The following is a 23027-nucleotide window of genomic DNA, read 5'->3' on the forward strand; positions in this document are numbered from 1 at the left end:
CATTCGATCTGTGGAAAAAGAATTTTGCTTTGCTCTACTTTGGGCTTTTTCTTCTGAGTGATGCGCAATTCACTTTTACTCCGCTCTCATTCGTGATTTTCATTCTGAGTGACTCGCTAACCCACTTTGCTTCGCTCTCACTTCTTTTTCTCATTCTGAGTGAAGCGCAATTCACTTTTGCTTCGCTCTCATTCGTGATTTTCATTCTGAGTGATGCGCAAATCTCTTTTGCTTCGCTCTCATTCGTGATTTTCATTCTGAGTGACTCGCTAACCCACTTTGCTTCGCTCTCATTCGTGATTTCCATTCTGAGTGACTCGCTAACCCACTTTGCTTCGCTCTCACTTCTTTTTCTCATTCTGAGTGACGTGCAAATCTCTTTTGCTCCGCTCTCATTCGTGATTTTCATTCTGAGTGACTCGCTAACCCACTTTGCTTCGCTCTCATTTCTTTTTCTCATTCTAAGTGACATGCAAATCTCTTTTACTTCGCTCTCATTCGTGATTTCATTCTGAGTGAACCATTTCCTCATTTGCTCAAAAACCAAAAAAAAAGAGCACAGGAGCTACCTGTGCTGTAAAAGGAATATATCTTTAAAAGGGGGTCAATTTCTATTATTATCATAACCGAAATTTGTTTCACCCAGGTTACAGTAGAGTTAAAACGAAATGACTTTTTGTAAATGATGAATAAAGTTGGATTATGATCCCCTTTTTCGTTAATTTGTAGCTGTTTTTAGACTTTCTTGCAGCTCTTCAATATAGTGCTGAGCAGCTTGAGCGGCAATGCTACCATCGCCTGTTGCGGTAACGATTTGACGCAATGTTTTTTCACGAATATCTCCAGCAGCGAAGATACCAGGAACATTCGTTTCCATTTGGTCATTGGTTACGATATAGCCTTCTTCATTCGTAATACCAAGGCTTGCAAATGGTTTCGATAGTGGATTCATACCGATGTAAACGAACACGCCATCCGCTTTGAATTCTTTTTCTTCACCTGTTTCTGTTGATACAATCGTGACACTGCCTACTTTTCCGTCCTTATCGTTAACTTCTTTCACTGTATGGTTCCAAATGAAATCAATTTTATCATTATCAAAGGCACGTTGTTGTAAGATTTGTTGTGCACGTAATTTATCACGACGGTGAATGATGGTTACTTTACTTGCAAATCGTGTTAAGTAAACACCTTCTTCAACAGCAGAGTCGCCTCCACCAATAACTACTAGTTCTCTTTCTTTAAAGAATGCACCGTCACAAACCGCGCAATAAGAAACACCGCGGCCGCCTAACTCTTTTTCACCAGGAATACCTAGTTTTTTATATTCTGCACCTGTTGTAATAATAACCGCACGTGCTTTGTATTCTTTAGAACCAGCAATGACTGTTTTATATTCCTTGCCATCGATGATTTCTTTAATATCTCCATATGCATATTCCGCACCAAATTTTTTCGCATGATCGAACATTTTTGTAGAAAGTTCAGGTCCAAGAATATGATCAAATCCTGGATAGTTCTCCACTTCTTCTGTATTCGCCATTTGTCCGCCTGGTACCCCGCGTTCAAGCATTAATGTTGATAAATTTGCACGAGATGTATATACTGCCGCGGTCATTCCTGCTGGACCTGCTCCTGCAATAATGACATCGTAAATTTTTTCTTCAGCCATCATTCCCACTCCTTTGTCTTGAAGCCTTCTGTTCTATTATGACCTTCTTGGTTTTATCCTATAAAATTTATAGGAAAACGTCCAAGTTTTTGCTCAACGAAGGTATTCATTCAATAATCGCAAATATTTTCTTAAAGTTGATGTAGAGATTCCGAAGTTTTTTGCGATTGTTGCTTGTGATACAGTCTCATTTCTTAGCTTATGCCAAGAGTAAGTGATTGCACCGGCATATGCATGAGGGTTTTTAATCGTCACCCCAGCTTGGGTTAACTGTAAATACGCAGAAAACCACATTAAATACAAACTTGCTTCTTTTGCCCCAACAGGTGAGTAATTTTCATAAAGCAATCCAGCTATATCATGTGCTGTAGACGTATCTTGAGATGCCTCACCAAATTTTAGATAAGCTACATAATCCCTCTCTAACGCAGAGAACTTCCTATTTCCTTTTAAACGGTCAGATTCTAATAATTGTTCCTTTTTACCTGAAACTGCTGTTAAAAACAAGGCAAACAATCGTTCTTCTGGATAGTCACTATCTAGCCTTTGTTGAATAGAAGAAACATGATCTTCGAACCCTTGAGCACTTTTTGACGTATCGCTCCAAGGCTCCAATCCTTCTTTTTCCGGATTTAATTCAACAGCCCTTCTCCACGCCACTTGAGCTACTGACTCTTTACCAGTATGATAGGCAGCGTATGCGAGCCAGTAGTAAAAAGAAGCGTCCCCGTTAAACCCTAGTTTATAGAGACGACCGAGCCATGCATATGCTTTATCATATTCCCCTATAAGTGCTAACGTTGCCCCTAATTTAAATTGATGCTCAACAGAGATGGGATGTACTTTTAATAAAGCATCCTTTAGCGCTCGCACCTCTTTAAAGTCGTTTTCGTAAAAAGCAAAAACAAGCTTATTACAAAGGGCATGCAAATTCCCCGGATTGTCTTTAAATACTTGTTTCAACACATCCGAGGCTTTATCTGTTTCGCCTAGATAAAAATAAGCTAGGGCTAGATTATTATAAGCCGACCAATATTCTGGGTACTCTTCAATGACACCATTGAGTAGTTCCACAGCTTTTGGAAAATAACCGGTCTCAAGTAACTCCCTTGCTTGTTCCTGTTTGACCATTAAGTCGTCCTGCTCATATAGATGTTCGTTTAGATCGTCATCCTCTAACGTAAGGAGCTCCAACAACTCTTCTGTATCTTCAACAAACTCGCCTTCTGGATCTAGTTCTATATATAATGTAGCATGATGGTATGCGTCTTTGAAAAAACCTAAATGTGCATAGTTATTAGCTAAAAAATAGTGACACTCAACCATCTCTTCATCTAATTCCTCTAATATTAATCGGAGTAGCTGATTAGAATCTTGATATTCTCCCATTTCGGCATGCACCACTGCCAACTGACAAACAATCATCGGTTCGCCTGGCTCTAAATGCATCGCACGTTGGAGGTACTTCTTCGCTCTATGAAAATCCCTGCGGTGGTAAGCTTTAATGCCTTTTGAAAAATAATACTCACCCGTAGGGATAAATGATAAAATTTTTCCTTTATGATCTCTTGCTTTAGAGTCTTTACGCATGGAATCCTCCATAAAATATATTAACTAATTGAGTATAACATACGAATAATCGCTCGAGAAGGGGGTGACAAGATAAGGAAAAAAGTGAAGATAGCATGATTATCTAACTCAGCTTAAAAAATCAACACTTTCAAAAATGTGACTATTTTATGATTTTTTTATTAAGAAAGTGTAACATGCTAATAAAGCGCACGGATTTCTCGAACATCACTCTTTAATTAGCATTCATATAAATTGAACGAGAAGGTAATAAGAGTACAGAATAAGTTTTGTATGTGCATATCATTGACGGTAGTTAACAAGGTATATTTTGATAATTTAAAAGTGGAAAAGTACGATTAAACTAATCTTAAAAAATCGTGCACTCAAAAAAGACGATTTCTACTTACAGAAATCGTCCCATTCAACCATTTATGAAACTGGCTTTTTCTCTTCATGCCTTTTATTCAAGACGTTTAATACTTCGGCAAATGGCAGTTCTTGTTCACGTAAAAGCACCATTAAATGGTAAAGTAAATCAGCAGATTCCCATTTTAGTTCTTCACGATCACGATTTTTAGCTGCGATGATTACTTCTGCTGATTCTTCGCCGACTTTCTTCAATATTTTGTCGACACCACTCTCGAATAAATAGGTCGTATAAGCTCCTTCGGGACGTGCATGCTCGCGCTCAGCAATAACTTCTTCCAACCGTTTTAGAATTTGATAATCTGCAATTACAGCTTTTTCTTTCCCCGTATAAATCGTTTCATGAAAACAGCTAATTTCTCCTTTATGGCAGGCAACACCATTTGGTAAGACCTGTACTAAAATAGCATCCTGATCACAATCCCACTTCATTTCTACGACCTTTTGCGTGTGACCACTGGTTTCCCCTTTATGCCAAAGTTCATTGCGTGAACGGCTGAAAAACCAAGTTTCCCCTGTTTCAATCGTCTTTGCTAAAGATTCTTTATTCATGTACGCAAGCGTTAGGACTTCTTTCGTTTCACTATCTTGGATAATTGCTGGCACAAGGCCTTGATCATTAAATTGCACTTGATCAATCATCTTACATACACTCCCTTATCTTTTATATATGCCTTCACTTCTGCGACGGAAGTTTCTTTATAATGAAAAATAGAAGCAGCGAGGGCTGCATCTGCCTTCCCTTCAAGGAATATATCAGAAAAATGACTAGCTCCCCCTGCTCCTCCTGAAGCAATGACAGGAACGGTTACTGCCGTACTTACAGCTTTTGTTAAGGCAATATCAAAGCCTTTCTTTTCACCATCACAGTCCATGCTTGTGAGAAGAATTTCACCAGCACCTCTTCGCACTGCCTCTTTAACCCACTCAAGCACTTTCCACTCTGTTTTTACTCTTCCACCATGTGTATACACAACCCATGTACCGCAATCTTGATCGAACTTAGCATCTACAGCGACAACCATACATTGTGCCCCGAAGAATTCAGCACCTTCTGTAATTAACTCTGGCCGATTGACAGCTGCGGTATTTAATGAAACTTTATCTGCACCCGCTCGAAGAATCTTCTTCATATCATCAAGTGTATGAATACCACCCCCAACTGTAAAAGGGATGGCTAGTTCTGCCGCTACTGCTTGAACAACATCAACCATTGTCTTTCTTCCCTCATGTGAAGCAGAGATATCAAGAAATACAAGCTCATCTGCTCCTTGCTCGTCATAAAAACGTGCTAATTCCACTGGGTCACCTGCATCTCTTAATTGAACAAATTGGACACCCTTTACGACCCTTCCTTCTTTTACATCGAGACAAGGAATAATTCGTTTAGTAAGCACGGAAAGGCCCCCCTTCCAATGCTTCCTTCACAGTAAAACGCCCCTCATAGATGGCTTTACCGACAATAGCTCCAGGAATACCTGCTTGGTTAATTAATTTGAGATCAGCAAGAGAACTGACTCCACCAGAAGCAATGACCTCTTTTCCTGTCGCTTGTGCTAATTGGACAGTTGCTGTAATATTCGGCCCAGATAACGTACCATCTGTAGCAATATCTGTAAAAATAAACGTTTCAGCACCGACGTCCGCGAATTGTTTGCCCACCTCAACAGCTGTTGCTTGTGATGTATTCAACCAGCCATTTGTTGCAACAAAACCGTCTTTAGCATCTAGACCAATTACAATACGCTCTTTATACTTCCTAATCATTTCAATAGCAAATTTAGGGTTTGAAATGGCTACACTGCCGATAATTACTCTTGATACCCCAGCATCTAGATAAAAATGTATATCTTCCTCGGTCCGAATACCGCCACCAATTTGGATATTTGCATTTAACTTCTTTGCTGCTTGAATGACATAACGATCGTTCTCCGGCTTTCCGGCTTTTGCTCCGTCGAGGTCCACCATATGCACCCAGCTAGCCCCATCTTCTACAAAGGTTTTTGCCATATCAAAAGGAGAGTCCCCGTATACCGTTTCCTTATCGTAGTCGCCTTGTAATAAACGAACACATTTCCCGCCCCGCATATCAATCGCAGGATAGATGGTCAGACTCATTTTACACTCACCCCTTCTGATACAAGCACTGTAAAGTTTTCTAAGATTTTCATGCCAGTCATACTGCTTTTTTCCGGATGAAATTGAGTACCAAAGACATTATTTTTTCCTACAACTGCTGGGACACAAACATCATATAAGCTATCGGCCAAAATAATTTCATCTGTCTCTGTTGTTACATAATAAGAATGAACAAAATATGCAAATCCCTCTTCGACATCCTTTAAAATCGCTGATTGTCGTCGTAACTGTAATAAGTTCCAGCCCATATGTGGGACTTTATACATTTCACCTTGAGTTGTTACACCAGGTATTTTCACAACCGTTCCAGGAAGCAATCCCAATCCACGGCATCCACCGTTTTCTTCACTTGCTTCAAACAGTAATTGCATCCCTAGGCAAATGCCTAATATTGGTTTACCACTAGCCGCATAGTCTCTGAGGACATCTGCTATACCCGTCTCATTTAAAAGTCGCATGGCATCACTAATGGCTCCAACCCCAGGGACAATCACACCATCGGCTAAAAGGATCTCATCCTTTTTATTTGTAATCAGATAAGGTTCGCCTAACCTTTCCAGTGCTTTACTGACACTGAATAAATTCCCCATTCCATAATCAATGATCGCAATCATTTATAACATCCCTTTCGTGGAAGGAATGCCTTTTATTCTTGGATCAATCGTTGTTGCTTCATCTAAGGCTCGACCAAGTGCCTTAAAGACTGCTTCAATCATATGATGGGTATTCTGACCATAGTGAACGATCACATGAAGATTCATTCTCGCCTCAAGGGCGAATTTCCATAAGAATTCATGCACTAGTTCGGTATCAAATGTACCTACCTTTTGATTAGGAAAGATAGCACGCATTTCTAAATGTGGTCGATTACTTAAGTCGACAACCACTTGTGCTAGTGCTTCATCCATCGGAACAAAGGCATTGCCGTATCTTTTAATTCCTCTTTTTTCACCAAGGCTCTCTCGCAATGCCTGTCCGAGACAAATCCCTATGTCCTCTGTCGTGTGGTGATCATCAATTTCGACATCGCCTTTTGCATCAATCGTTAAATCGAATTGCCCATGCTTAGCAAATAAATCAAGCATATGTGTCATAAAAGGAACGCCTGTCTCCAAATCACTTGTTCCTTCTCCATCAATATTGAGTGATAGTTGAATTTCTGTTTCATTAGTCTTTCTTCGCAACTCAGCCGTTCTTGTCATTTCCCTTCTTTCCTTTCACTTTGGAGTCTTTTTTCAATCGATCTTGCATGAGCTTCTAAACCTTCTAGTCTTGCAAATGAAGCGATTTTTTCCGCATTTGCTGTAAATCTACTTTCACTGTAGTAAATAATGCTCGATTTTTTTCGAAAATCATCCACATTCAACGGGCTTGAAAATCTTGCTGTGCCGTTAGTTGGTAAGACATGATTAGGACCAGCAAAATAATCACCAACAGGCTCAGGGCTATATCTACCTAAGAATATTGCACCCGCATGGCGGATAGCTCCTAAAAGTGATAATGGATTGACTGTTAAAACCTCCAAATGTTCAGGAGCAATTGTATTAATCACTGCAATCGATTCTTCTATCGTCTCTGTCACATAAATACGACCAAATTGTTGAATCGATTGGCTGGCAATATCGTATTTTGGTAGAGTAGCTAACTGTTCTTCCACCTCGATGGCAACTTCGTTAGCGAGTTGTTCGCTATTCGTAACAAGGATGCTACAAGCCATTTCATCATGTTCTGCTTGTGATAATAAGTCTGCTGCTACTTCGGTTGGAATTGCTGAGTCATCAGCAAGAATAGCAATTTCACTTGGTCCAGCAATCATATCGATATCGACCTCACCATACACTTCTCTCTTCGCCAATGCGACGTAAATATTACCTGGGCCTGTTATTTTATCCACTGGTGCGATTGTCTCTGTACCATAGGCAAGTGCAGCTACCGCTTGAGCTCCACCTACTTTATATATATCTGTTACCCCGGCAATATTCGCTGCAACAAGGACAGCAGATGGTATTTTTCCTGTTTTGCGCTCTACAGGAGAAACCATCACAATTCTTTCTACTCCTGCTACTTTTGCCGGCAAAACATTCATTAACACAGAAGATGGATAAGCCGCTTTCCCACCAGGCACGTATACACCAACAGAATCAATCGGCGTTATTTTTTGTCCGAGCAAGGTGCCATCGACTTCAGTCGTCATCCATGAATTTTGCAATTGCTTCATATGATAGTTTCTTATATTTTCTGCTGCTTCTTTTATAATTGAAATGGTTTCCTTAGATAATTCTCTATAAGCTTGGTCTATTTCTGCTGCTTTCACTTGATAATCATCTAATAGAATCCCATCAAATTTTTCTGTATAACGAATGATCGCTTGATCACCTTCTTGACGTACAGCTGCTATGATTTCCTTTACTGTTTGCCTTTGTTCTTCTGTCCCACCGTCAATGGAACGCTTGATAGAAAGGTCGTTTGTTACTTTTAATATGTCCACTTACTTAACCACCTTTTCCTGCTCGATCACTTCTGTCAGTCTCTCAACCACATCACTTATACGTGCGTCTTTCATGCGGTAACTAACCGGATTGACGATGAGCCTTGATGTAATATTGACGATGTCTTCATATTCTATTAATCCATTTTCTTTTAATGTTCTTCCTGTAGAAACAATATCAACAATACGATCAGCTAAACCAATAAGCGGTGCCAATTCAATCGAACCGTTTAATTTAATAATCTCGACTTGCTCACCTTGTTCACGGAAATAAGCTGCTGCTACATTCGGGTATTTCGTAGCGATTTTCGGTGCGACATCATTCATTTGGGTATGAGGCAAGCCAGCAACAGCTAAATAGCAAGCACTAATCTGTAAATCAAGCAATTCATATACATCACGTTCTTCTTCAAGCATGACATCTTTCCCGGCTATTCCAAGATCGGCAACACCATATTCCACATATGTTGGCACATCCATCGGTTTAGCTAAAATAAAGCGGAAACACTCTTCAGGTACATCGATAATTAATTTCCGCGAATCATCGAATTCAGGAGGCAACTCGAAGCCAGCCATTCTCAACATCTCCGCTGCCTCAGTAAAAATTCTTCCTTTTGGCATCGCAACTGTTAACCAATCCTTCATCGCGACCCCTCCTTCTGTTTACCAACTAAATAAGTGATATCTTCATAAAGTGCTGAACAAGCATCAATATCTTCTACGCCATTAATATCTTGCAAAACGACTTTCTTCCCTTCAAGTCGTTGCTGTTCAGCTAACATAAAAGCTTCTTTTCTTCTTTCTAAACTAAACACAATACAGGAAAGAGGTGGTTGTTCAAATGGTTTGTCTAACGATTCAAGTAAATGATCTAATCGAATGGCAAAGCCAGTTGCACTTTTGGCTTTCCCAAACTTTTCTAGTAATAAATCATACCGCCCACCGCTGCCAATTGGAAAACCAACATTACCTGCATACACTTCATAAACAATACCTGTGTAATAACTCATATGACTGACTAATGTTAGGTCCAATTTTATGAGGGCATCCTGTTGATAGTCAGCTATAATTCCCCATAAGGTTTTCAATTCATTTAACGCTTCGACGCCTGCATTGCACTCTAATAGGTCTTCCGCTTCCTTAATGACTTCTGGTCCGCCTCTTAATTTTAGAAACTGTTTTAACCTTTGTTTATCAATAGATGACAATGATAGCTGATCTACATGTACACGATAACCAACATAATTTTTCTCATAGAGGAATCGCATCAATTGCTCCACTCTTTCATCTGTACCGAGTATCTCTTGGAAAAAGCTCCTTACAAAAGCAATATGGCCAACGGAAATCTGGAACTGCTCCAATCCTGTTTTCATTAGAGCGGAGGATATTAATCCTAAGCACTCTCCATCCGCACTAACTGTTGGATCACCAATACATTCGACACCGATTTGCTCAAATTCTGCCGGCCGTCCACCTTCTCGCTGTTGTGCCCGAAACACATTAGCCGAATAAGCTAAACGCTGTGGCAACTTTTCCTTTAATAACTTAGACGCAGCCACACGAGCAATAGGGGCTGTCATATCTGGTCTTAGTACAAGTGTATGTCCCTCATGATCCAGCAGTTTAAACAATTGTGTATCGAGAATAGCTGAAGCCGTACCAACTGTCTCGTAATATTCCAACGTAGGCGTTTCAATAAATTGATAGCCCCAGCGTTTCATTTCATTGGCCATTGTCACCCGTACTTCTTCTTTCATCATATATAGATTAGGCAATGTATCCCTCATGCCTAAAGGCTTTTCAAACATAAATAACCGACTCAACTCGTTCACCTCATTTTTACTTTAGTTCGCTACCATGCTAATAAATTGAAGTTACTTAGTAGTGTACGCTTCTCACCTTTAAACGTCAACCCTAAACACTTAATTTTGAGAAAAATGAAAGAAATTCACAACAAAGGGATGTAATCTAAAATATTCTAATTGGGAATGTAATGATCCCGCTTGTTGCCATAGTCTCAACTTCAGGGCGTTTACGATAATGGAAGGTTCTATTTTTGTTCGACGTCCTTACCTTTAAAGGGGGGAGGTGTGAGAAATCAAAACAGGGGGAGTGCAAAAGCTCTTTTCGTTGCTTAGCATGGGGACGAGGGAGTCAAGTCCTTATTTACGATAGTCTAAACGGGCAGTAGGAATTTCTCCTTTGCGCTGCTATCCGCTTCGAGCGACCTCACGAAACTGGTGAATCTTCATGTCATGTGAGGGCATGGCACCTTGGCGCCAAATCTCTCTGTAAAAATCTTTTTACGTACCTCAGTCTTTTTTTCTTGTTAACCATCATCCGTAACAAAAAAAACATCCGCTGTCCCCCTTTCTTTTCGAAAGTGAAGTTAGCAGATGCTTATGACCGTTGTTCCATTTCTTCTTTTGTAAATATGATTTGCATTGGGTTACCACCTACGAAAGCACCAGCGGGTACGTCTTTATGTACAAGTGTACCAGCGGAAACGATCGCACCATCTTCGATTACTATTCCTGGAAGAATCGTGCAGTTGGCACCAATCATGACTTCGTTACCGATTTCTACAGTTCCCAGACGATATTCTTTAATCAAATATTCATGGGCTAAAATAGTAGTATTGTATCCAATTACACTATTACGCCCCACACTGATTTTCTCTGGGAACATGACATCGAGCATTACCATAAGCGCGAATGACGTCTGTTCACCGATTTTCATCCGTAAAAAGGTACGATAAAGCCAGCTTTTCACCCCTAAAAACGGGGTGTAACGTGCCAGCTGAATCACAACAAAGTTCTTTACTACTTTCAAAAAAGGGACCGTTTTATACACATGCCAAAGGGAGTTCGCTCCTTCAACAGGATAGCGTTCGGTTCTCCTCATCTGTTTAATTCCTCTAAAATCGTTAATAAGTCCGGCATTGTCTCTAACATATAGTCAGGATCAAATTGAAGAAGATGATCCCTTCCTTTACTTGACCAAGCAACACCTGCTGTCACCGTACCTGCATTTCTGCCACCTATAATATCATGATGATTATCACCAATCATGATGGCTTCTTGTGGTTCTGAGTCCAATAGTGATAATGCTTTTAAAACAGGCTCAGCATCCGGTTTCGGCTTTTCTACATGATCAAGGGCAACAATCACTTCAAAAAATTCATCCAGCTTTGTTAAGCGTAAACCCTTTTCAACAACGTCTAGCATCTTTGTTGTTACGATGCCCAATTTATAACCCGATTCCTTTAGTGTGCGGACCGTCTCATACACGCCTGAAAACTCTTTCACTAATACATCATGGTTTTCTTTATTAAATGTACGATACATATGAACCATCTCATCCGCACGGTCCCTATCAATTGATGTAAATGTCTCGACTAATGTTGGACCCATAAAAGGTAGTACATCCTGACGCTGATAGCTATCTGGATAATAATGATTTAATGTATGCAAAAATGAAGAGATAATTAGTTCATTCGTATCTATTAACGTTCCATCTAAATCGAATAATATTGTATCAATTTTAGCCATAATACGCTTCCTTTCTCGGTGTTGCTTCAAGCTTTCTCCAAATCATCCCGACAATCATTGTTAAAATCACAGCGACTACGATGCGAATAAGAAGAAGTGGTAACACAGGTATTCCTAAAGGTATAAAGATAAGAGTATCCTCCACAACCGCATGACAAGCTACTAAGAAAATAAACGCTAAAGTGACATCTTTTTGACTAACGCCATCCTCTTCTACTGCTTGAATCATCACACCGGCTCCAAATGCTAAGCCAAACAATAATCCTGATGCTAAAGTTGTCGATGTATTTTCTCTCATCCCTAGCTTTCTTGTTAATGGGGCCATCCATTTAGAAAATACTGCAAGCCATTTACGGTCTTTCATAATCTGTACAATTACCATTAATGGAATGACAATAATCGCTAATTGAAAAATACCGAGACCTGCTTTTTCTACTGCATTCCATACAATCGGCCATATGCCTTCAATCGTTTCTTCGCTTGCTCCAACAAAACCATACTCTGCCATCTCAGAACCGCCATTCCAAACGAGATTAATAATAATCCCCGATAGAAAGGCTAAACCGAGCCGAACAGCGAGTACAATCCATAGTTTAACGCCTACTTTCATGGCTACACTTGTTTCAATCAGTAAGTTATGAGAAAACGAAAGCATGACTGCTAGTATAAATACTTCTTTTACCGTTAAATCCAACGTGAGAATCGCACCAATACCAGCATAAACATTCAAGAAGTTTCCTAAAACTAAAGGAATGGCCGCATCCCCCGATAGACCAAATATTCCCATAATCGGTGCGATTAATTCAATCACCCATGGTAAAACTGGCGTATGTTGCAATAACGCCACAATTAACGTAACAGGAAAGATAATTTTCCCCAATGTCCAAGTGGTCTTAAAACCAACCTTTAATCCTGCTTTAACAGAATGTATCACCTGCTACTCCCCCTCTGCTGACCCTTACTTTGCTTTTGCTTGTTTCTGTGGAGGATCTAAATACCTCTCTTTTGCATTCCCACTTACTCTTCTATATATAATAATTACGATAGCCCCAACTATTAATATGATCGATAGCATTTGTGCTGCTCTTAACATTTCAGTCACCATTAAGCTATCGGTTCTCATTCCCTCGATAAAGTATCTACCGATAGAGTACCAAATCACGTAGCTAAGGAATAATTCCCCTCTTTTTAAATTAGCACGTCTTAGTAGTAGTAGCAGTGCAAATCCAGCGAAATTCCAAACTGACTCATATAAAAATGTCGGATGATAATAAGCCCCATTAATATACATCCCGTTAATAATGAATTCTGGTAGATGCATGTTTTCTAAGAATTGTCGACTTACTTCACTACCATGCGCCTCTTGGTTGACGAAATTCCCCCAACGTCCAATGGCTTGGCCGAGGATGATACTAGGTGCAGCAATATCCGCTAATTGCCAAAAGGATACACCACGCTTCTTTGCAAAAATAATCGCAGTGACAACTGCTCCGATTAATGCACCGTGAATGGCGATGCCTCCGTTCCAAATTTTAATGATTTCACCTGGATACTGAGAATAGTAGTCCCATTCAAAGATCACATAATAAATCCTTGCACAAATAATCGAAATCGGAATAGCCCATAACAATAAATCAGCAAATAAATCCTTACCTAGTCCTCTTTTCTCTGACTCTCTCATCGCCAAAATAAGACCGAGTGCAATGCCGATACCGATGATTAAGCCATACCATCTAACAGACAATGGCCCTAAACTAAAGGCAACCGGATCAATTGGCGCCACTGTTAACAACATAGTCATATCTCCTTTAATTATGTATTAATAAATCTCAACGATCTTCATGATCGCCATCTTCAATTACATCCGTTAATCGATTTGTAAATTGCTCTGCTGCATTTACACCCATACGTTTTAATCTAAAATTCATTGCCGCTACCTCAATAATAACCGCTAAGTTTCGACCTGGGCGGACAGGAATGGTCATTTTAATTAACTCCGTATCAATAATCTTCATCTTTTCTTCTTCTAAACCTAAACGATCATACTGTTTTTGAGCATCCCATATTTCTAAGTCCATCACAAGGGAAATCTTTTTAAATCGGCGAATGGCACCTGCACCAAATAAAGTCATGACATTAATAATACCGAGTCCACGAATTTCTAATAAATGCTCAATGAGTTCTGGTGCACTACCGACTAATGTGTCCTCATCTTCTTGTCTAATTTCTACACAATCGTCCGCTACTAAGCGATGTCCTCTTTTGACAAGTTCTAATGCCGTCTCACTCTTACCGACACCACTCTTTCCTGTAATGAGGACTCCCACGCCATATATATCGACTAACACTCCATGAATGGCAGTCGTAGGGGCTAACTTACTTTCTAGGAAATTCGTCAAAAGGCTAGAAAAACGCGTGGTTTTTTGCTTTGTTCTTAAAATCGGTACGGCTTCTCTCTCAGCCGCTTCAAGTAATTCTTCTGGTACTTCTAGCTCTCTCGTAATAATGATTGCTGGAGTAATGTCAGAGCATAGCATCTCCAGTCTTGCTTCTCTCTCTTCGTCATTTAGTTTTTCAGCAAATGACAGTTCTGTTTTCCCTAATAATTGTATGCGTTCTGCCGGAAAATAATCAAAATAGCCAGCCAATTCAAGACCTGGTCGAGAAATATCACTCGTAACAATCGGACGGTTGATACCTTCTTCACCGCTTAGTAATTCTAACCCGAATTTTTCGATAACATCCTTTGTGCGAACCTTTGCCACTCTTACCCCTCCTTATCCTGTAGTTATCTATTCTTCTTTCATCCATTCTCATCTGATACGTTTTTTATTTTAGCACTTTTTACGCGAGAACCAAACGCTTTAAATTGAAACTGTCATTGTATACGAAAAAACCCGTTCCATATCATTGTCGACTCTCGTTGTTTATTATACACTGAAACGAAATAAATGGAGAGAATGACTAATCAATACATTGAACAAAAGGGAGGGATTTTAGTTAATGGATAAGAAGACCCTTTTTATTAATGCCGATATTATTTTTCAACATTATGTTTCACCAAACAGTTATCTAACATTAAATGGCCATCTGATTGAAGATTTCGGTGAAATGGCTTCATGTCCACAGACTACTCGCTACGATTACATATATGATTTAAAAAACAGTAGCTATATTAGTCCTGGCTTTATTGATCTCCATATACATGGTGTGGCTGGTGCCGATGCGATGGATGGTACAGCCACTGCCTTAAAGACCATTTCACAGATATTACCTAAAGAAGGAACAACAAGTTTCTTAGCAACAACCATTACTTCTCCAACAAAAAAAATAACTCAAGCCATTGAAAATATCGCCCGTTTTCATGCTTATAAAGGGGCAAAAGTACTTGGCATACATCTAGAGGGCCCTTTTATCAATCTACATCAGGCAGGTGCACAGCCAAAAGCAGATATACAAGAGTCCAATCCCCATTTATTTTCCTACTGGCAATCACTGGCTCAAGGTCAAATAAAACTGGTTACGTATGCACCCGAAATGGATCCACACCAAAGGTTATTACACCAAATAATTGCAGACGGAGCCATCCCATCAATTGGTCATTCAGAAGCTACTTACGAACAAGTCGAAACCGTTCATTCTTACGGCGTCTCTCATATGACTCACCTCTTCAATGGTATGCTTGGCATACATCATCGCGAAATTGGGACAGCAGGTGCCGCACTTTTACTTGATTCCTTTACTGCCGAAATCATTGCCGATGGTCTACATATTAGCCCAGAAATGATTCAACTGCTGTTGAAGGTTAAAGGATATCAAAGCCTGATTTTAATTACTGACAGTATAAGGGCAAAGCATATGGAAGATGGGGAATATGAGTTAGGTGGACAAACAGTTCATCTGCAATCAGGTGTAGCGACATTAGTCGATGGAACGCTTGCCGGAAGTATACTAAAGATGAATGAAGCGATTAAAAATATGATACATTTTACTGATATCGCTTTGCATGAAGCCATCCATATGGCTACCGTCAACCCAGCAAAGAAAATCGGCCAGTTTCATTGCATCGGTAGTATCGATCGTGGCAAGGAAGCTGATTTAGTGATTTTAAATAGGGAATTATATGTAATAGATACCTTTTGTAAAGGTGAAAGGATGTAATTAAGGCATTCTGCCCGGGGATTCAAAGACTATTCTATATTGTACGGTGATTTATAGGCTCTTTGGTAGTCGACGTGGTTTTTGCTTGAATCGAAGGTGTTATTAGATTTTAAGCTCAAAAAAGCAGGAAGATGTCTCATCTCCCTGCTTCATTCATCATTATTAATATTTATAAGATTGTCCACCATCGATCGGTACAACCGTTGCATTAATGAAGTCTGCTTGGTTTGATAGTAAGAATGCTACTAGGTAGCCGACTTCTTCTGGTTTACCAAAGCGTTTCATTGGATTGACGCTAACAAATTCTTTTCCTGCTTCTTCCCAATTGTCTCCGCCCATTTGTTTCAATGATCCTTCAACCATCGGCGTCATAATCGCACCAGGAGCGATTGCTTTAATACTTACACCAAATTGGCCATATTCGATTCCAGAGTTTCTTGTTAAGCCTACTACACCATGTTTACTTGCAGCATACCCTGATTGATTACCAACTCCACGGATTCCACCAACGGAAGCGGTATTAACAATTGAACCATGACCTTGTTCTTTCATCACTTTTAACACATGCTTCATACCGTAAAATACGCCGTTTAAGTTAATATCAACTACACGTTGGAATTCTTCGATACCGAAGTCTTCTGTTAAGTTTTGTTTCCCTTCGATGCCTGCATTATTGAAGAAGCCATCGATTTTACCAAATTTCTCAACAGCAAACGCCACGTATTTTTTTACATCTTCTTCATTCGCTACGTTCGCTTCAATTGTTTCTATCTCTGCTTGAGGTGCTGCTGTAAGTATTTCTTGTTTACTTTCCTCTAAGCCTTTTGCATTTAAATCTACTAAAACAAGTTTACCGCCTTCTACTGCTACTTGATTTGCTGCCGCTCTACCAAGTCCAGATCCCCCACCTGTAATGATAACGACTTTATCTTCAAAACGATTCATATAAAACTACCCCTTTCATATGCGTTGTGGTACTATTTTCACAACTTCTCTTTTAGTGTAAACGGATTCATAATTAGCAACAATCAGTAATTCTTTTGAATTTGTCGATAGAATCTACACATTACTATAATGTGTTTATTTTAGGAGGAAAAATACATTGGTTGAGTATAAAAGTAGTATCTCTAAGCAAAGTGAGCGGACGAAATCCTCTTTCAAAAAAGCTTTCATTGACCTTATTCATGAAAAAGGCTATAGCCATGTAACAGTGACGGATATTATTAAACGAGCCGATTATAATCGCACGACGTTTTATCTTCATTTTCAAGATAAGCAATGCCTAACGGATGAATTGCAAAGAGAAATGTTCAAACAAGTAAAAGAAAAAAGCATGAATAAATATGAAAAAGGCAAAGCCATCAGTATTACCGAGATGGATCCAAAATCATTTGAACTAACACACTTCATATACTCTGAGCAAGCTTATTTCAATCTTTTATTAAAAAACGATACCATCCCAGGATTGCATCGAGATCTACCTAAAGCGATTTATGAAGTATTGGAGGAGAGTTTTATCTTATCAGCGATTAATCAACTAGATATTAACTACTCGGTCCATAAACTCTATATGGCCCATGGGACAGCAGGACTACTCGTCAACTGGATTGAAAATGGTTATGATGTCAGCCCTGATGACATGAGTCTGCGCTTGATTCAAATATTACATTCATTTGCTAAGGAGTTTTCAATTGCAACTAAAAGCAAAAACACACCACCCATTTAAAAAAGGCGGTGTGTTTTTACTTAATCCCAGAGAACCTTCTGTATAATCAAATTTGCTACTGACATAATAATTGCCACCAGAATAGCTGTGCCAAAGCCGGCAATCTCAAAAGTATCTCCCATTAATCCACTCGTAATCATTAAGGTTACTGCATTGATAACGAATAAAAATAACCCTAACGAAATGACCGTAATTGGTAATGTCAATAAAATCAATATCGGTCTAACAATTATATTAAGAATGGATAGGATAAAACTAGCTAACAACGCAGATCCGAAACCTGATAAATAAAAAGAATCTCCTATAAAGCCAGATAAAGCAATAAATAATATGGCATTAATGACAATACCAATTAACCATTTCATACATATGACACCTTTCCATTAGAAAACTGAGCTAGATTTTTTTACTGTGACAGACCCTGTTTTTGTATCTGCATTTAACCTTAAACCACCTTGAGGATCTTTAATAGAGCGGAAACGAAGCACCTTCTGAATAACATCACTCTTTTCCTCTAATATCTCAATTCCCTCAATATGAATATCAAAACTTCCTAAATTCGTTTTAAGTTCACCACTTACTTCTGCAAATGGGGGAAGCGTTACTTCTACATTTCCAGTTGTTGCTTTTGCTTCAATCGATTCACAGCGGGAACCCCCAACAGCACAAGCTACATTCCCATTAAAAGAATGTGCATTCACTCTCTCATAATCTCCATCTACATGTACAGCACCGTTTATCGTCTCTGCTTCAAGTATATCAACCGTGCCATTTTCAACATGAATTTTTCCATGAACGGTTTCTAACTCTGCATGTTTACTTTGTAATTGCTTTGCTGTAATTTTACCGTTTGCCGTTTTTGCCTTAAAGGTTTTCGCTTTTAGCTTTTCACTTTCAATCGGTCCATTAAAGGTACGAAGTTTTAATTTATTATATTCCTTCTCAGGTACATATAGTATCGCATCTAACTTTATCCATTTTTGTTGAGTAGAGAACTTCAGCTTATCATCTACAACGGTAAATACAGCATCCTCCAAGAATTTTTTCCGAGCCTCATCTTGAGACTCCGCACGATACACTTTTACTTCACACTCTGCTCTTACATCAGTCTGTGACCACGGTACAACTTTGATAGCTCCGTTTGCGACATCTACTTCAATTTCATTAAAGGTACCGTCAGATTGATGGAAAATATGGGATATACTATGTGACTGTCCGAAGTTAAAGTCTAAATCGACATCTTTAATCTTTTTAAATGCAGAGTCGACAAAATCAATGATCTTATCTTTTGCTGAATTAAATTTATAATTAAAAGGTTCTTCTTTTTTCTCTTCTTCAAATTTTACTGCTGTAGACAATTCTTTAATAATTTCTTCTTGCTTTTGCTCAGCCGTATCTTCGGCTTTTTCTAATTTCTCTAATAAAGTTAAAGCTTCTTCAACAGATAATTTTCCATCCTCCACCATTTTTAAAATGCGTTTTCTTTCTTCCTTCATTCTATTCCCTCCATAAGGTTCATTTTGTCTATGCCCTATTATCCTTTTTATCTTAGGCTAAATAAGTATCAATATCTAATAAGTATGCTTAGGACAATCTCCAGCATGATTAGTATTGAAAAATGAAAGTTGGTTATATTTCATTTTTACCCCTAATCAGCGAAAATTAGGCTTATACTTCAATTTTTCTTTACTCAATTGTACGATAGTCAGGGGCAAAAGTTTCACTTAAATAAAAAAACCAGTCTCAAGTCTGACTGGGATTTATGTCATGAGGTCTAGATTTGAAGGTTCGTTTCCTGTGGTATAGGGAAAATGAAGAGTTAAAGAAGGTAAATCGTTGCGAATTAAATTAGTAAAACCCAAACAGGTCCTGGATATTTATGACCTAGGACCTGCTTAAGCTATGTACCTATAAAAATTTATTGATAGGCCGCCAAGTCAGTTGTGCGAGGAGATTCCTTACGCTTAACCTCATCAATCTTGTTAACGAACATTTGAAATACTTTTCTTTTTTCTTCCAAATCTTTTGCATGCTCCTTCAAATCATTATACTTCTCTTCAAACGGTCTGTGATAACGTTCTCTTATACTTTCAATAATCTCATCGTTGACAGTAGATTGAATGACTTGTTTAGTTATTCCATATTTATAGGAGTAAAGTTTTAGCTCAAGCTTAATTTGATCATATTCCTCATTAATTTGACTAAGCACTTCAGAGATATCTTCTTTCCATTCCTCTAATGATTTAGCTAAATAATCTTCCATAATCGTATAGTCACCCTCTCCCCTTATAATACTATGATTATAACGAAGGATAGTTACATCCCTTTTGCTATAGAGTTACAAATCTTTATCTTTTTTAATAGGAAATACCACGAGCCGATAAACCCGTGGTATTTTCTATTAAAACCATTAAGCATTCGTTACACTTGCTTCTTTATGCTCAATTTGCTCTTTCATTCTTTTGCGATCACGTTCAAGAATCGGTTTTAAATATTTTCCTGTATAAGACTCGGCTGTTTCTGCAATCACTTCAGGAGTACCTGTAGCTAGGATCGTCCCCCCTTTAAGTCCACCTTCAGGACCCAAATCAATTAAATGGTCAGCAGCTTTAATTACATCTAAATTATGTTCAATCACGAGCACTGTATCTCCATTTTCAACAAGGCGCTGCAAGACATTAAGTAAACGAGCGATATCATCGACATGCAAGCCCGTGGTTGGTTCATCTAAAATATAAAATGATTTACCATTAGAACGACGATGTAGTTCAGAAGCCAGTTTTACCCTTTGTGCTTCTCCACCTGATAAGGTTGTCGCTGGTTGGCCCAATTTAACATAACTCAATCCAACATCATAGATTGTTTGCAACTTACGACGAATTTTAGGGATATTTTCAAAGAAGGTAAGTGCATCTTCCACGGTCATTTCTAAGATTTCTGCAATACTCTTCCCTTTATATTTAACTTCTAACGTCTCGCGATTATAACGTTTTCCATGGCAGACTTCACATGGCACATATACATCAGGAAGAAAATGCATTTCGATTTTAATAATCCCATCTCCACGACAGGCCTCACAACGGCCACCTTTGACGTTAAAACTAAAGCGCCCCTTCTTATAGCCCCTAACTTTTGCTTCATTTGTAGAAGCATACACATCACGAATGTCATCGAATACTCCTGTATAGGTAGCCGGATTAGAACGTGGCGTTCTTCCGATAGGCGATTGATCAATATCTATGACTTTGTCTAGTTGATCAATTCCTGTCACTTCCTTATGTGCACCCGGCTTACTTTTCGCTCGATGTAGTTTTTGCGCTAAGCTTTTATGGAGAATCTCATTGATTAACGTACTCTTCCCTGAGCCTGAGACACCAGTCACAGCCGTGAATGTACCAAGAGGGAACTTGACGTTCACATTCTTCAAGTTATTCTCTTTAGCCCCTTTAATCTCAATAAAACGACCGTCACCTTTTCTTCTTTCTATCGGCAGTGGGATAAATCTTTTCCCTGATAAATATTGACCGGTTAAAGAGTAATCATCTTTCATTACTTCTTCTGGTGTACCTTTGGAAACAATTTCACCACCATGCACCCCTGCACCTGGACCCACATCAATTAAATAATCCGCTGCAAGCATCGTATCTTCATCATGCTCTACCACAATTAACGTATTACCGATATCACGCATGTTCTTTAACGTTTCGATTAATCGGTCATTATCCCTTTGATGCAATCCAATAGAAGGTTCATCAAGAATATACAACACTCCAGTCAACCGTGAACCAATTTGGGTTGCTAAACGAATTCGTTGGGCTTCCCCACCTGAGAGAGTTCCAGCAGCCCGGCTGAGCGTTAAATAATCCAAGCCAACGTTAATAAGAAATCCAAGACGTTCTTTAATTTCTCTCATGATCAAATTAGCAATTTTCATTTCTTTTTCTGTTAAGTGTAATTGCCCAAAAAAGTCATAAGCTTCTTCAACAGATAAATCTGTAAGCTTTCCAACATGATGTCCATCAATCAAGACTGCTAAGCTTTCTTTCTTTAGACGGTAGCCTTTACACGTAGGACATTTATGTTCCCCCATGTACTTCTCCATCTGTTCACGAATATAATCAGAGCTTGTCTCCTTATATCTTCTCTTTATATTATTCATCACACCTTCAAAAACAATATGTGATTCACGCACTTGGCCATAATCATTTTCATATTTAAAATATATTTTTTCCTTACCAGAACCATAAAGGATTTTATCTATTTGTTCATCTGGAATAGCTGATACGGGGATATCCATATCAATGCCATAATGCGTACATACTGCTTCCAAAAGCTGTGGATAGTATTGTGAACTATTCGGTTCCCAAGGTGCAATCGCATGCTGCTTCAAAGTGAGATCTTTATTAGGGATGACTAAATCCGGATCTACTTCTAGCTTTACACCTAAGCCATCACAATCGGGACAGGCACCGAAAGGACTATTAAAAGAGAACATTCTCGGTTCAAGTTCTCCAATTGAAAAACCACAAATAGGACAAGCATGATTTTCACTGAATAATAATTCCTCTTCTCCAATCACATCAACTATGACTTTTCCTTCTCCCATTTTCAGTGCTGTTTCGAGCGAGTCAGCTAATCTGGCCTCCACGCCCTCCTTCACAACAATTCTGTCAATAACCACTTCAATAGAATGTTTTTTATTTTTCTCAAGCTCGATTTCTTCTCCTAAATCGAGCATATCACCATCAACCCGAACACGAACAAACCCTTGTTTCTTTACCTCTTCTAATACCTTTACATGTGTTCCTTTTCTACCAGACACAACAGGTCCCAGTACTTGCAATCTTGTTCTTTCCGGATATTCCATAATGCGATCTACCATTTGTTCAACAGTTTGGGAAGAAATTTCTATATTATGATTAGGGCAGGTTGGGTGTCCTACTCTCGCAAATAATAGACGTAAATAATCATAGATTTCTGTTACAGTTCCTACCGTTGAACGAGGGTTTTTACTAGTTGTTTTTTGGTCTATAGAAATCGCAGGAGATAAACCTTCAATCGTATCCACATCCGGCTTATCCATTTGTCCTAAGAACTGTCTTGCATAGGCAGAGAGGGATTCAACATAACGGCGCTGTCCTTCTGCATAAATCGTATCAAACGCTAAGGACGATTTTCCCGATCCTGATAATCCCGTTAGGACAACAAGCTTATCCCTTGGGATTGTTACATCGACATTTTTTAAATTATGTGCCCTAGCACCTTTAACAATCAATTTCTCCATTGCCATTT

At 38.9% G+C, this 23027-nt stretch carries 23 protein-coding genes; 2 read left to right on the top strand and 21 right to left on the bottom strand.

Going from position 1 to position 23027, the window contains the following annotated elements:
• Positions 1-34: 34 nt before the first annotated feature.
• The 16 genes from LG276_RS20120 to hprK all read right to left on the bottom strand — a co-directional run bounded on the left by LG276_RS20120 (position 35) and on the right by hprK (position 14613).
• Positions 35-532 carry a hypothetical protein gene (locus LG276_RS20120; protein WP_404292650.1) on the bottom strand — a complete coding sequence of 166 codons (498 nt, stop codon included), beginning with the start codon at positions 530-532 and terminating at the stop codon, positions 35-37.
• 186 nt (positions 533-718) lie between these two features.
• Positions 719-1672 (bottom strand): thioredoxin-disulfide reductase, encoded by a 954-nt coding sequence (trxB, locus tag LG276_RS20125; protein WP_224937097.1) that lies wholly within the window; start codon positions 1670-1672, stop codon positions 719-721.
• 93 nt (positions 1673-1765) lie between these two features.
• Positions 1766-3262 (bottom strand): tetratricopeptide repeat protein, encoded by a 1497-nt coding sequence (locus LG276_RS20130; protein WP_224937098.1) that lies wholly within the window; start codon positions 3260-3262, stop codon positions 1766-1768.
• Between the two features lie 411 nt (positions 3263-3673).
• Entirely contained in the window at positions 3674-4312 is a 639-nt protein-coding gene (gene hisIE / locus LG276_RS20135; protein ID WP_224937099.1) for a bifunctional phosphoribosyl-AMP cyclohydrolase/phosphoribosyl-ATP diphosphatase HisIE, read from the bottom strand.
• Positions 4309-5067 (bottom strand): imidazole glycerol phosphate synthase subunit HisF, encoded by a 759-nt coding sequence (gene hisF / locus LG276_RS20140; protein WP_289434603.1) that lies wholly within the window; start codon positions 5065-5067, stop codon positions 4309-4311. The genes hisIE and hisF overlap by 4 nt, the downstream gene beginning before the upstream one ends.
• Positions 5057-5788, bottom strand: a complete 732-nt coding sequence (hisA, locus tag LG276_RS20145; protein ID WP_224937101.1) for a 1-(5-phosphoribosyl)-5-[(5-phosphoribosylamino)methylideneamino]imidazole-4-carboxamide isomerase — start codon at positions 5786-5788, stop codon at positions 5057-5059. Before hisA ends, hisF begins: the two co-directional genes overlap by 11 nt.
• On the bottom strand, positions 5785-6423 hold the full coding sequence (gene hisH / locus LG276_RS20150; RefSeq protein WP_224937102.1) for an imidazole glycerol phosphate synthase subunit HisH: 639 nt from the start codon (positions 6421-6423) through the stop codon (positions 5785-5787). The genes hisA and hisH overlap by 4 nt, the downstream gene beginning before the upstream one ends.
• On the bottom strand, positions 6424-7011 hold the full coding sequence (gene hisB, locus LG276_RS20155; protein ID WP_224937103.1) for an imidazoleglycerol-phosphate dehydratase HisB: 588 nt from the start codon (positions 7009-7011) through the stop codon (positions 6424-6426).
• Positions 7008-8297 carry a histidinol dehydrogenase gene (gene hisD / locus LG276_RS20160; RefSeq protein WP_224937104.1) on the bottom strand — a complete coding sequence of 430 codons (1290 nt, stop codon included), beginning with the start codon at positions 8295-8297 and terminating at the stop codon, positions 7008-7010. Before hisD ends, hisB begins: the two co-directional genes overlap by 4 nt.
• The gene (gene hisG / locus LG276_RS20165; RefSeq protein WP_224937105.1) at positions 8298-8942 is read right to left on the bottom strand and encodes an ATP phosphoribosyltransferase; all 645 of its coding nucleotides are present in this window, start codon (positions 8940-8942) and stop codon (positions 8298-8300) included.
• The gene (locus LG276_RS20170; RefSeq protein WP_095371878.1) at positions 8939-10120 is read right to left on the bottom strand and encodes an ATP phosphoribosyltransferase regulatory subunit; all 1182 of its coding nucleotides are present in this window, start codon (positions 10118-10120) and stop codon (positions 8939-8941) included. The genes hisG and LG276_RS20170 overlap by 4 nt, the downstream gene beginning before the upstream one ends.
• A 577-nt stretch (positions 10121-10697) precedes the next feature.
• Positions 10698-11201 carry a DapH/DapD/GlmU-related protein gene (locus LG276_RS20175; protein WP_289434606.1) on the bottom strand — a complete coding sequence of 168 codons (504 nt, stop codon included), beginning with the start codon at positions 11199-11201 and terminating at the stop codon, positions 10698-10700.
• A complete protein-coding gene (gene ppaX / locus LG276_RS20180) occupies positions 11198-11848 on the bottom strand; it encodes a pyrophosphatase PpaX (RefSeq protein ID WP_224937108.1) in 651 nt (216 codons plus the stop codon). Before ppaX ends, LG276_RS20175 begins: the two co-directional genes overlap by 4 nt.
• Positions 11841-12779 carry a nucleoside recognition domain-containing protein gene (locus tag LG276_RS20185; RefSeq protein WP_224937302.1) on the bottom strand — a complete coding sequence of 313 codons (939 nt, stop codon included), beginning with the start codon at positions 12777-12779 and terminating at the stop codon, positions 11841-11843. Before LG276_RS20185 ends, ppaX begins: the two co-directional genes overlap by 8 nt.
• A gap of 27 nt (positions 12780-12806) precedes the next feature.
• Positions 12807-13643, bottom strand: coding sequence for a prolipoprotein diacylglyceryl transferase (gene lgt / locus LG276_RS20190; protein WP_095371875.1), 837 nt, complete (start codon positions 13641-13643; stop codon positions 12807-12809).
• A 34-nt stretch (positions 13644-13677) separates the two neighbouring features.
• Entirely contained in the window at positions 13678-14613 is a 936-nt protein-coding gene (gene hprK, locus LG276_RS20195) for an HPr(Ser) kinase/phosphatase (RefSeq protein WP_095371874.1), read from the bottom strand.
• A gap of 238 nt (positions 14614-14851) precedes the next feature.
• On the opposite strand from hprK, the gene nagA reads away from it, so the two are divergent.
• On the top strand, positions 14852-16009 hold the full coding sequence (gene nagA, locus LG276_RS20200; RefSeq protein ID WP_224937110.1) for an N-acetylglucosamine-6-phosphate deacetylase: 1158 nt from the start codon (positions 14852-14854) through the stop codon (positions 16007-16009).
• A gap of 162 nt (positions 16010-16171) precedes the next feature.
• Here the strand turns inward: nagA and LG276_RS20205 are convergent, their stop codons facing one another.
• Positions 16172-16954 carry an SDR family oxidoreductase gene (locus tag LG276_RS20205; protein WP_224937111.1) on the bottom strand — a complete coding sequence of 261 codons (783 nt, stop codon included), beginning with the start codon at positions 16952-16954 and terminating at the stop codon, positions 16172-16174.
• Positions 16955-17111: 157 nt separating this feature from the next.
• Here LG276_RS20205 and LG276_RS20210 point away from each other — a divergent pair, with 157 nt between their 5' ends.
• Positions 17112-17735 (top strand): TetR/AcrR family transcriptional regulator, encoded by a 624-nt coding sequence (locus LG276_RS20210; RefSeq protein WP_289434608.1) that lies wholly within the window; start codon positions 17112-17114, stop codon positions 17733-17735.
• Between the two features lie 20 nt (positions 17736-17755).
• On the opposite strand, the gene LG276_RS20215 is transcribed toward LG276_RS20210, so the two are convergent.
• The 4 genes from LG276_RS20215 to uvrA all read right to left on the bottom strand — a co-directional run bounded on the left by LG276_RS20215 (position 17756) and on the right by uvrA (position 23025).
• Positions 17756-18100 (bottom strand): phage holin family protein, encoded by a 345-nt coding sequence (locus LG276_RS20215; protein ID WP_095371870.1) that lies wholly within the window; start codon positions 18098-18100, stop codon positions 17756-17758.
• 18 nt (positions 18101-18118) lie between these two features.
• Complete coding sequence (locus LG276_RS20220; protein WP_251162102.1) at positions 18119-19231, bottom strand: DUF4097 domain-containing protein; 1113 nt, start codon at positions 19229-19231, stop codon at positions 18119-18121.
• Between the two features lie 422 nt (positions 19232-19653).
• Positions 19654-19998, bottom strand: coding sequence for a hypothetical protein (locus LG276_RS20225; RefSeq protein WP_095371868.1), 345 nt, complete (start codon positions 19996-19998; stop codon positions 19654-19656).
• A 147-nt stretch (positions 19999-20145) separates the two neighbouring features.
• Entirely contained in the window at positions 20146-23025 is a 2880-nt protein-coding gene (gene uvrA / locus LG276_RS20230; protein WP_289434610.1) for an excinuclease ABC subunit UvrA, read from the bottom strand.
• Positions 23026-23027: the final 2 nt, after the last annotated feature.

The sequence above is a fragment of the Cytobacillus kochii genome (assembly GCF_044790165.1).
Lineage (GTDB): Bacteria > Bacillota > Bacilli > Bacillales > Cytobacillaceae > Cytobacillus > Cytobacillus kochii.

Bases quoted from the DNA above. Each gene is read 5' to 3' on its own strand.
- LG276_RS20175 (WP_289434606.1), bottom strand. From the start codon at position 11,201: ATGAGGAGAACCGAACGCTATCCTGTTGAAGGAGCGAACTCCCTTTGG.
- LG276_RS20130 (WP_224937098.1), bottom strand. From the start codon at position 3,262: ATGCGTAAAGACTCTAAAGCAAGAGATCATAAAGGAAAAATTTTATCA.
- LG276_RS20215 (WP_095371870.1), bottom strand. From the start codon at position 18,100: ATGAAATGGTTAATTGGTATTGTCATTAATGCCATATTATTTATTGCT.
- hisA (WP_224937101.1), bottom strand. From the start codon at position 5,788: ATGAGTCTGACCATCTATCCTGCGATTGATATGCGGGGCGGGAAATGT.
- nagA (WP_224937110.1), top strand. From the start codon at position 14,852: ATGGATAAGAAGACCCTTTTTATTAATGCCGATATTATTTTTCAACAT.
- trxB (WP_224937097.1), bottom strand. From the start codon at position 1,672: ATGGCTGAAGAAAAAATTTACGATGTCATTATTGCAGGAGCAGGTCCA.
- hisH (WP_224937102.1), bottom strand. From the start codon at position 6,423: ATGATTGCGATCATTGATTATGGAATGGGGAATTTATTCAGTGTCAGT.
- LG276_RS20220 (WP_251162102.1), bottom strand. From the start codon at position 19,231: ATGAAGGAAGAAAGAAAACGCATTTTAAAAATGGTGGAGGATGGAAAA.
- hisIE (WP_224937099.1), bottom strand. From the start codon at position 4,312: ATGATTGATCAAGTGCAATTTAATGATCAAGGCCTTGTGCCAGCAATT.
- LG276_RS20205 (WP_224937111.1), bottom strand. From the start codon at position 16,954: ATGAATCGTTTTGAAGATAAAGTCGTTATCATTACAGGTGGGGGATCT.
- hisG (WP_224937105.1), bottom strand. From the start codon at position 8,942: ATGAAGGATTGGTTAACAGTTGCGATGCCAAAAGGAAGAATTTTTACT.
- LG276_RS20225 (WP_095371868.1), bottom strand. From the start codon at position 19,998: ATGGAAGATTATTTAGCTAAATCATTAGAGGAATGGAAAGAAGATATC.
- uvrA (WP_289434610.1), bottom strand. From the start codon at position 23,025: ATGGCAATGGAGAAATTGATTGTTAAAGGTGCTAGGGCACATAATTTA.
- ppaX (WP_224937108.1), bottom strand. From the start codon at position 11,848: ATGGCTAAAATTGATACAATATTATTCGATTTAGATGGAACGTTAATA.
- LG276_RS20120 (WP_404292650.1), bottom strand. From the start codon at position 532: ATGAGGAAATGGTTCACTCAGAATGAAATCACGAATGAGAGCGAAGTA.
- hisB (WP_224937103.1), bottom strand. From the start codon at position 7,011: ATGACAAGAACGGCTGAGTTGCGAAGAAAGACTAATGAAACAGAAATT.
- lgt (WP_095371875.1), bottom strand. From the start codon at position 13,643: ATGTTGTTAACAGTGGCGCCAATTGATCCGGTTGCCTTTAGTTTAGGG.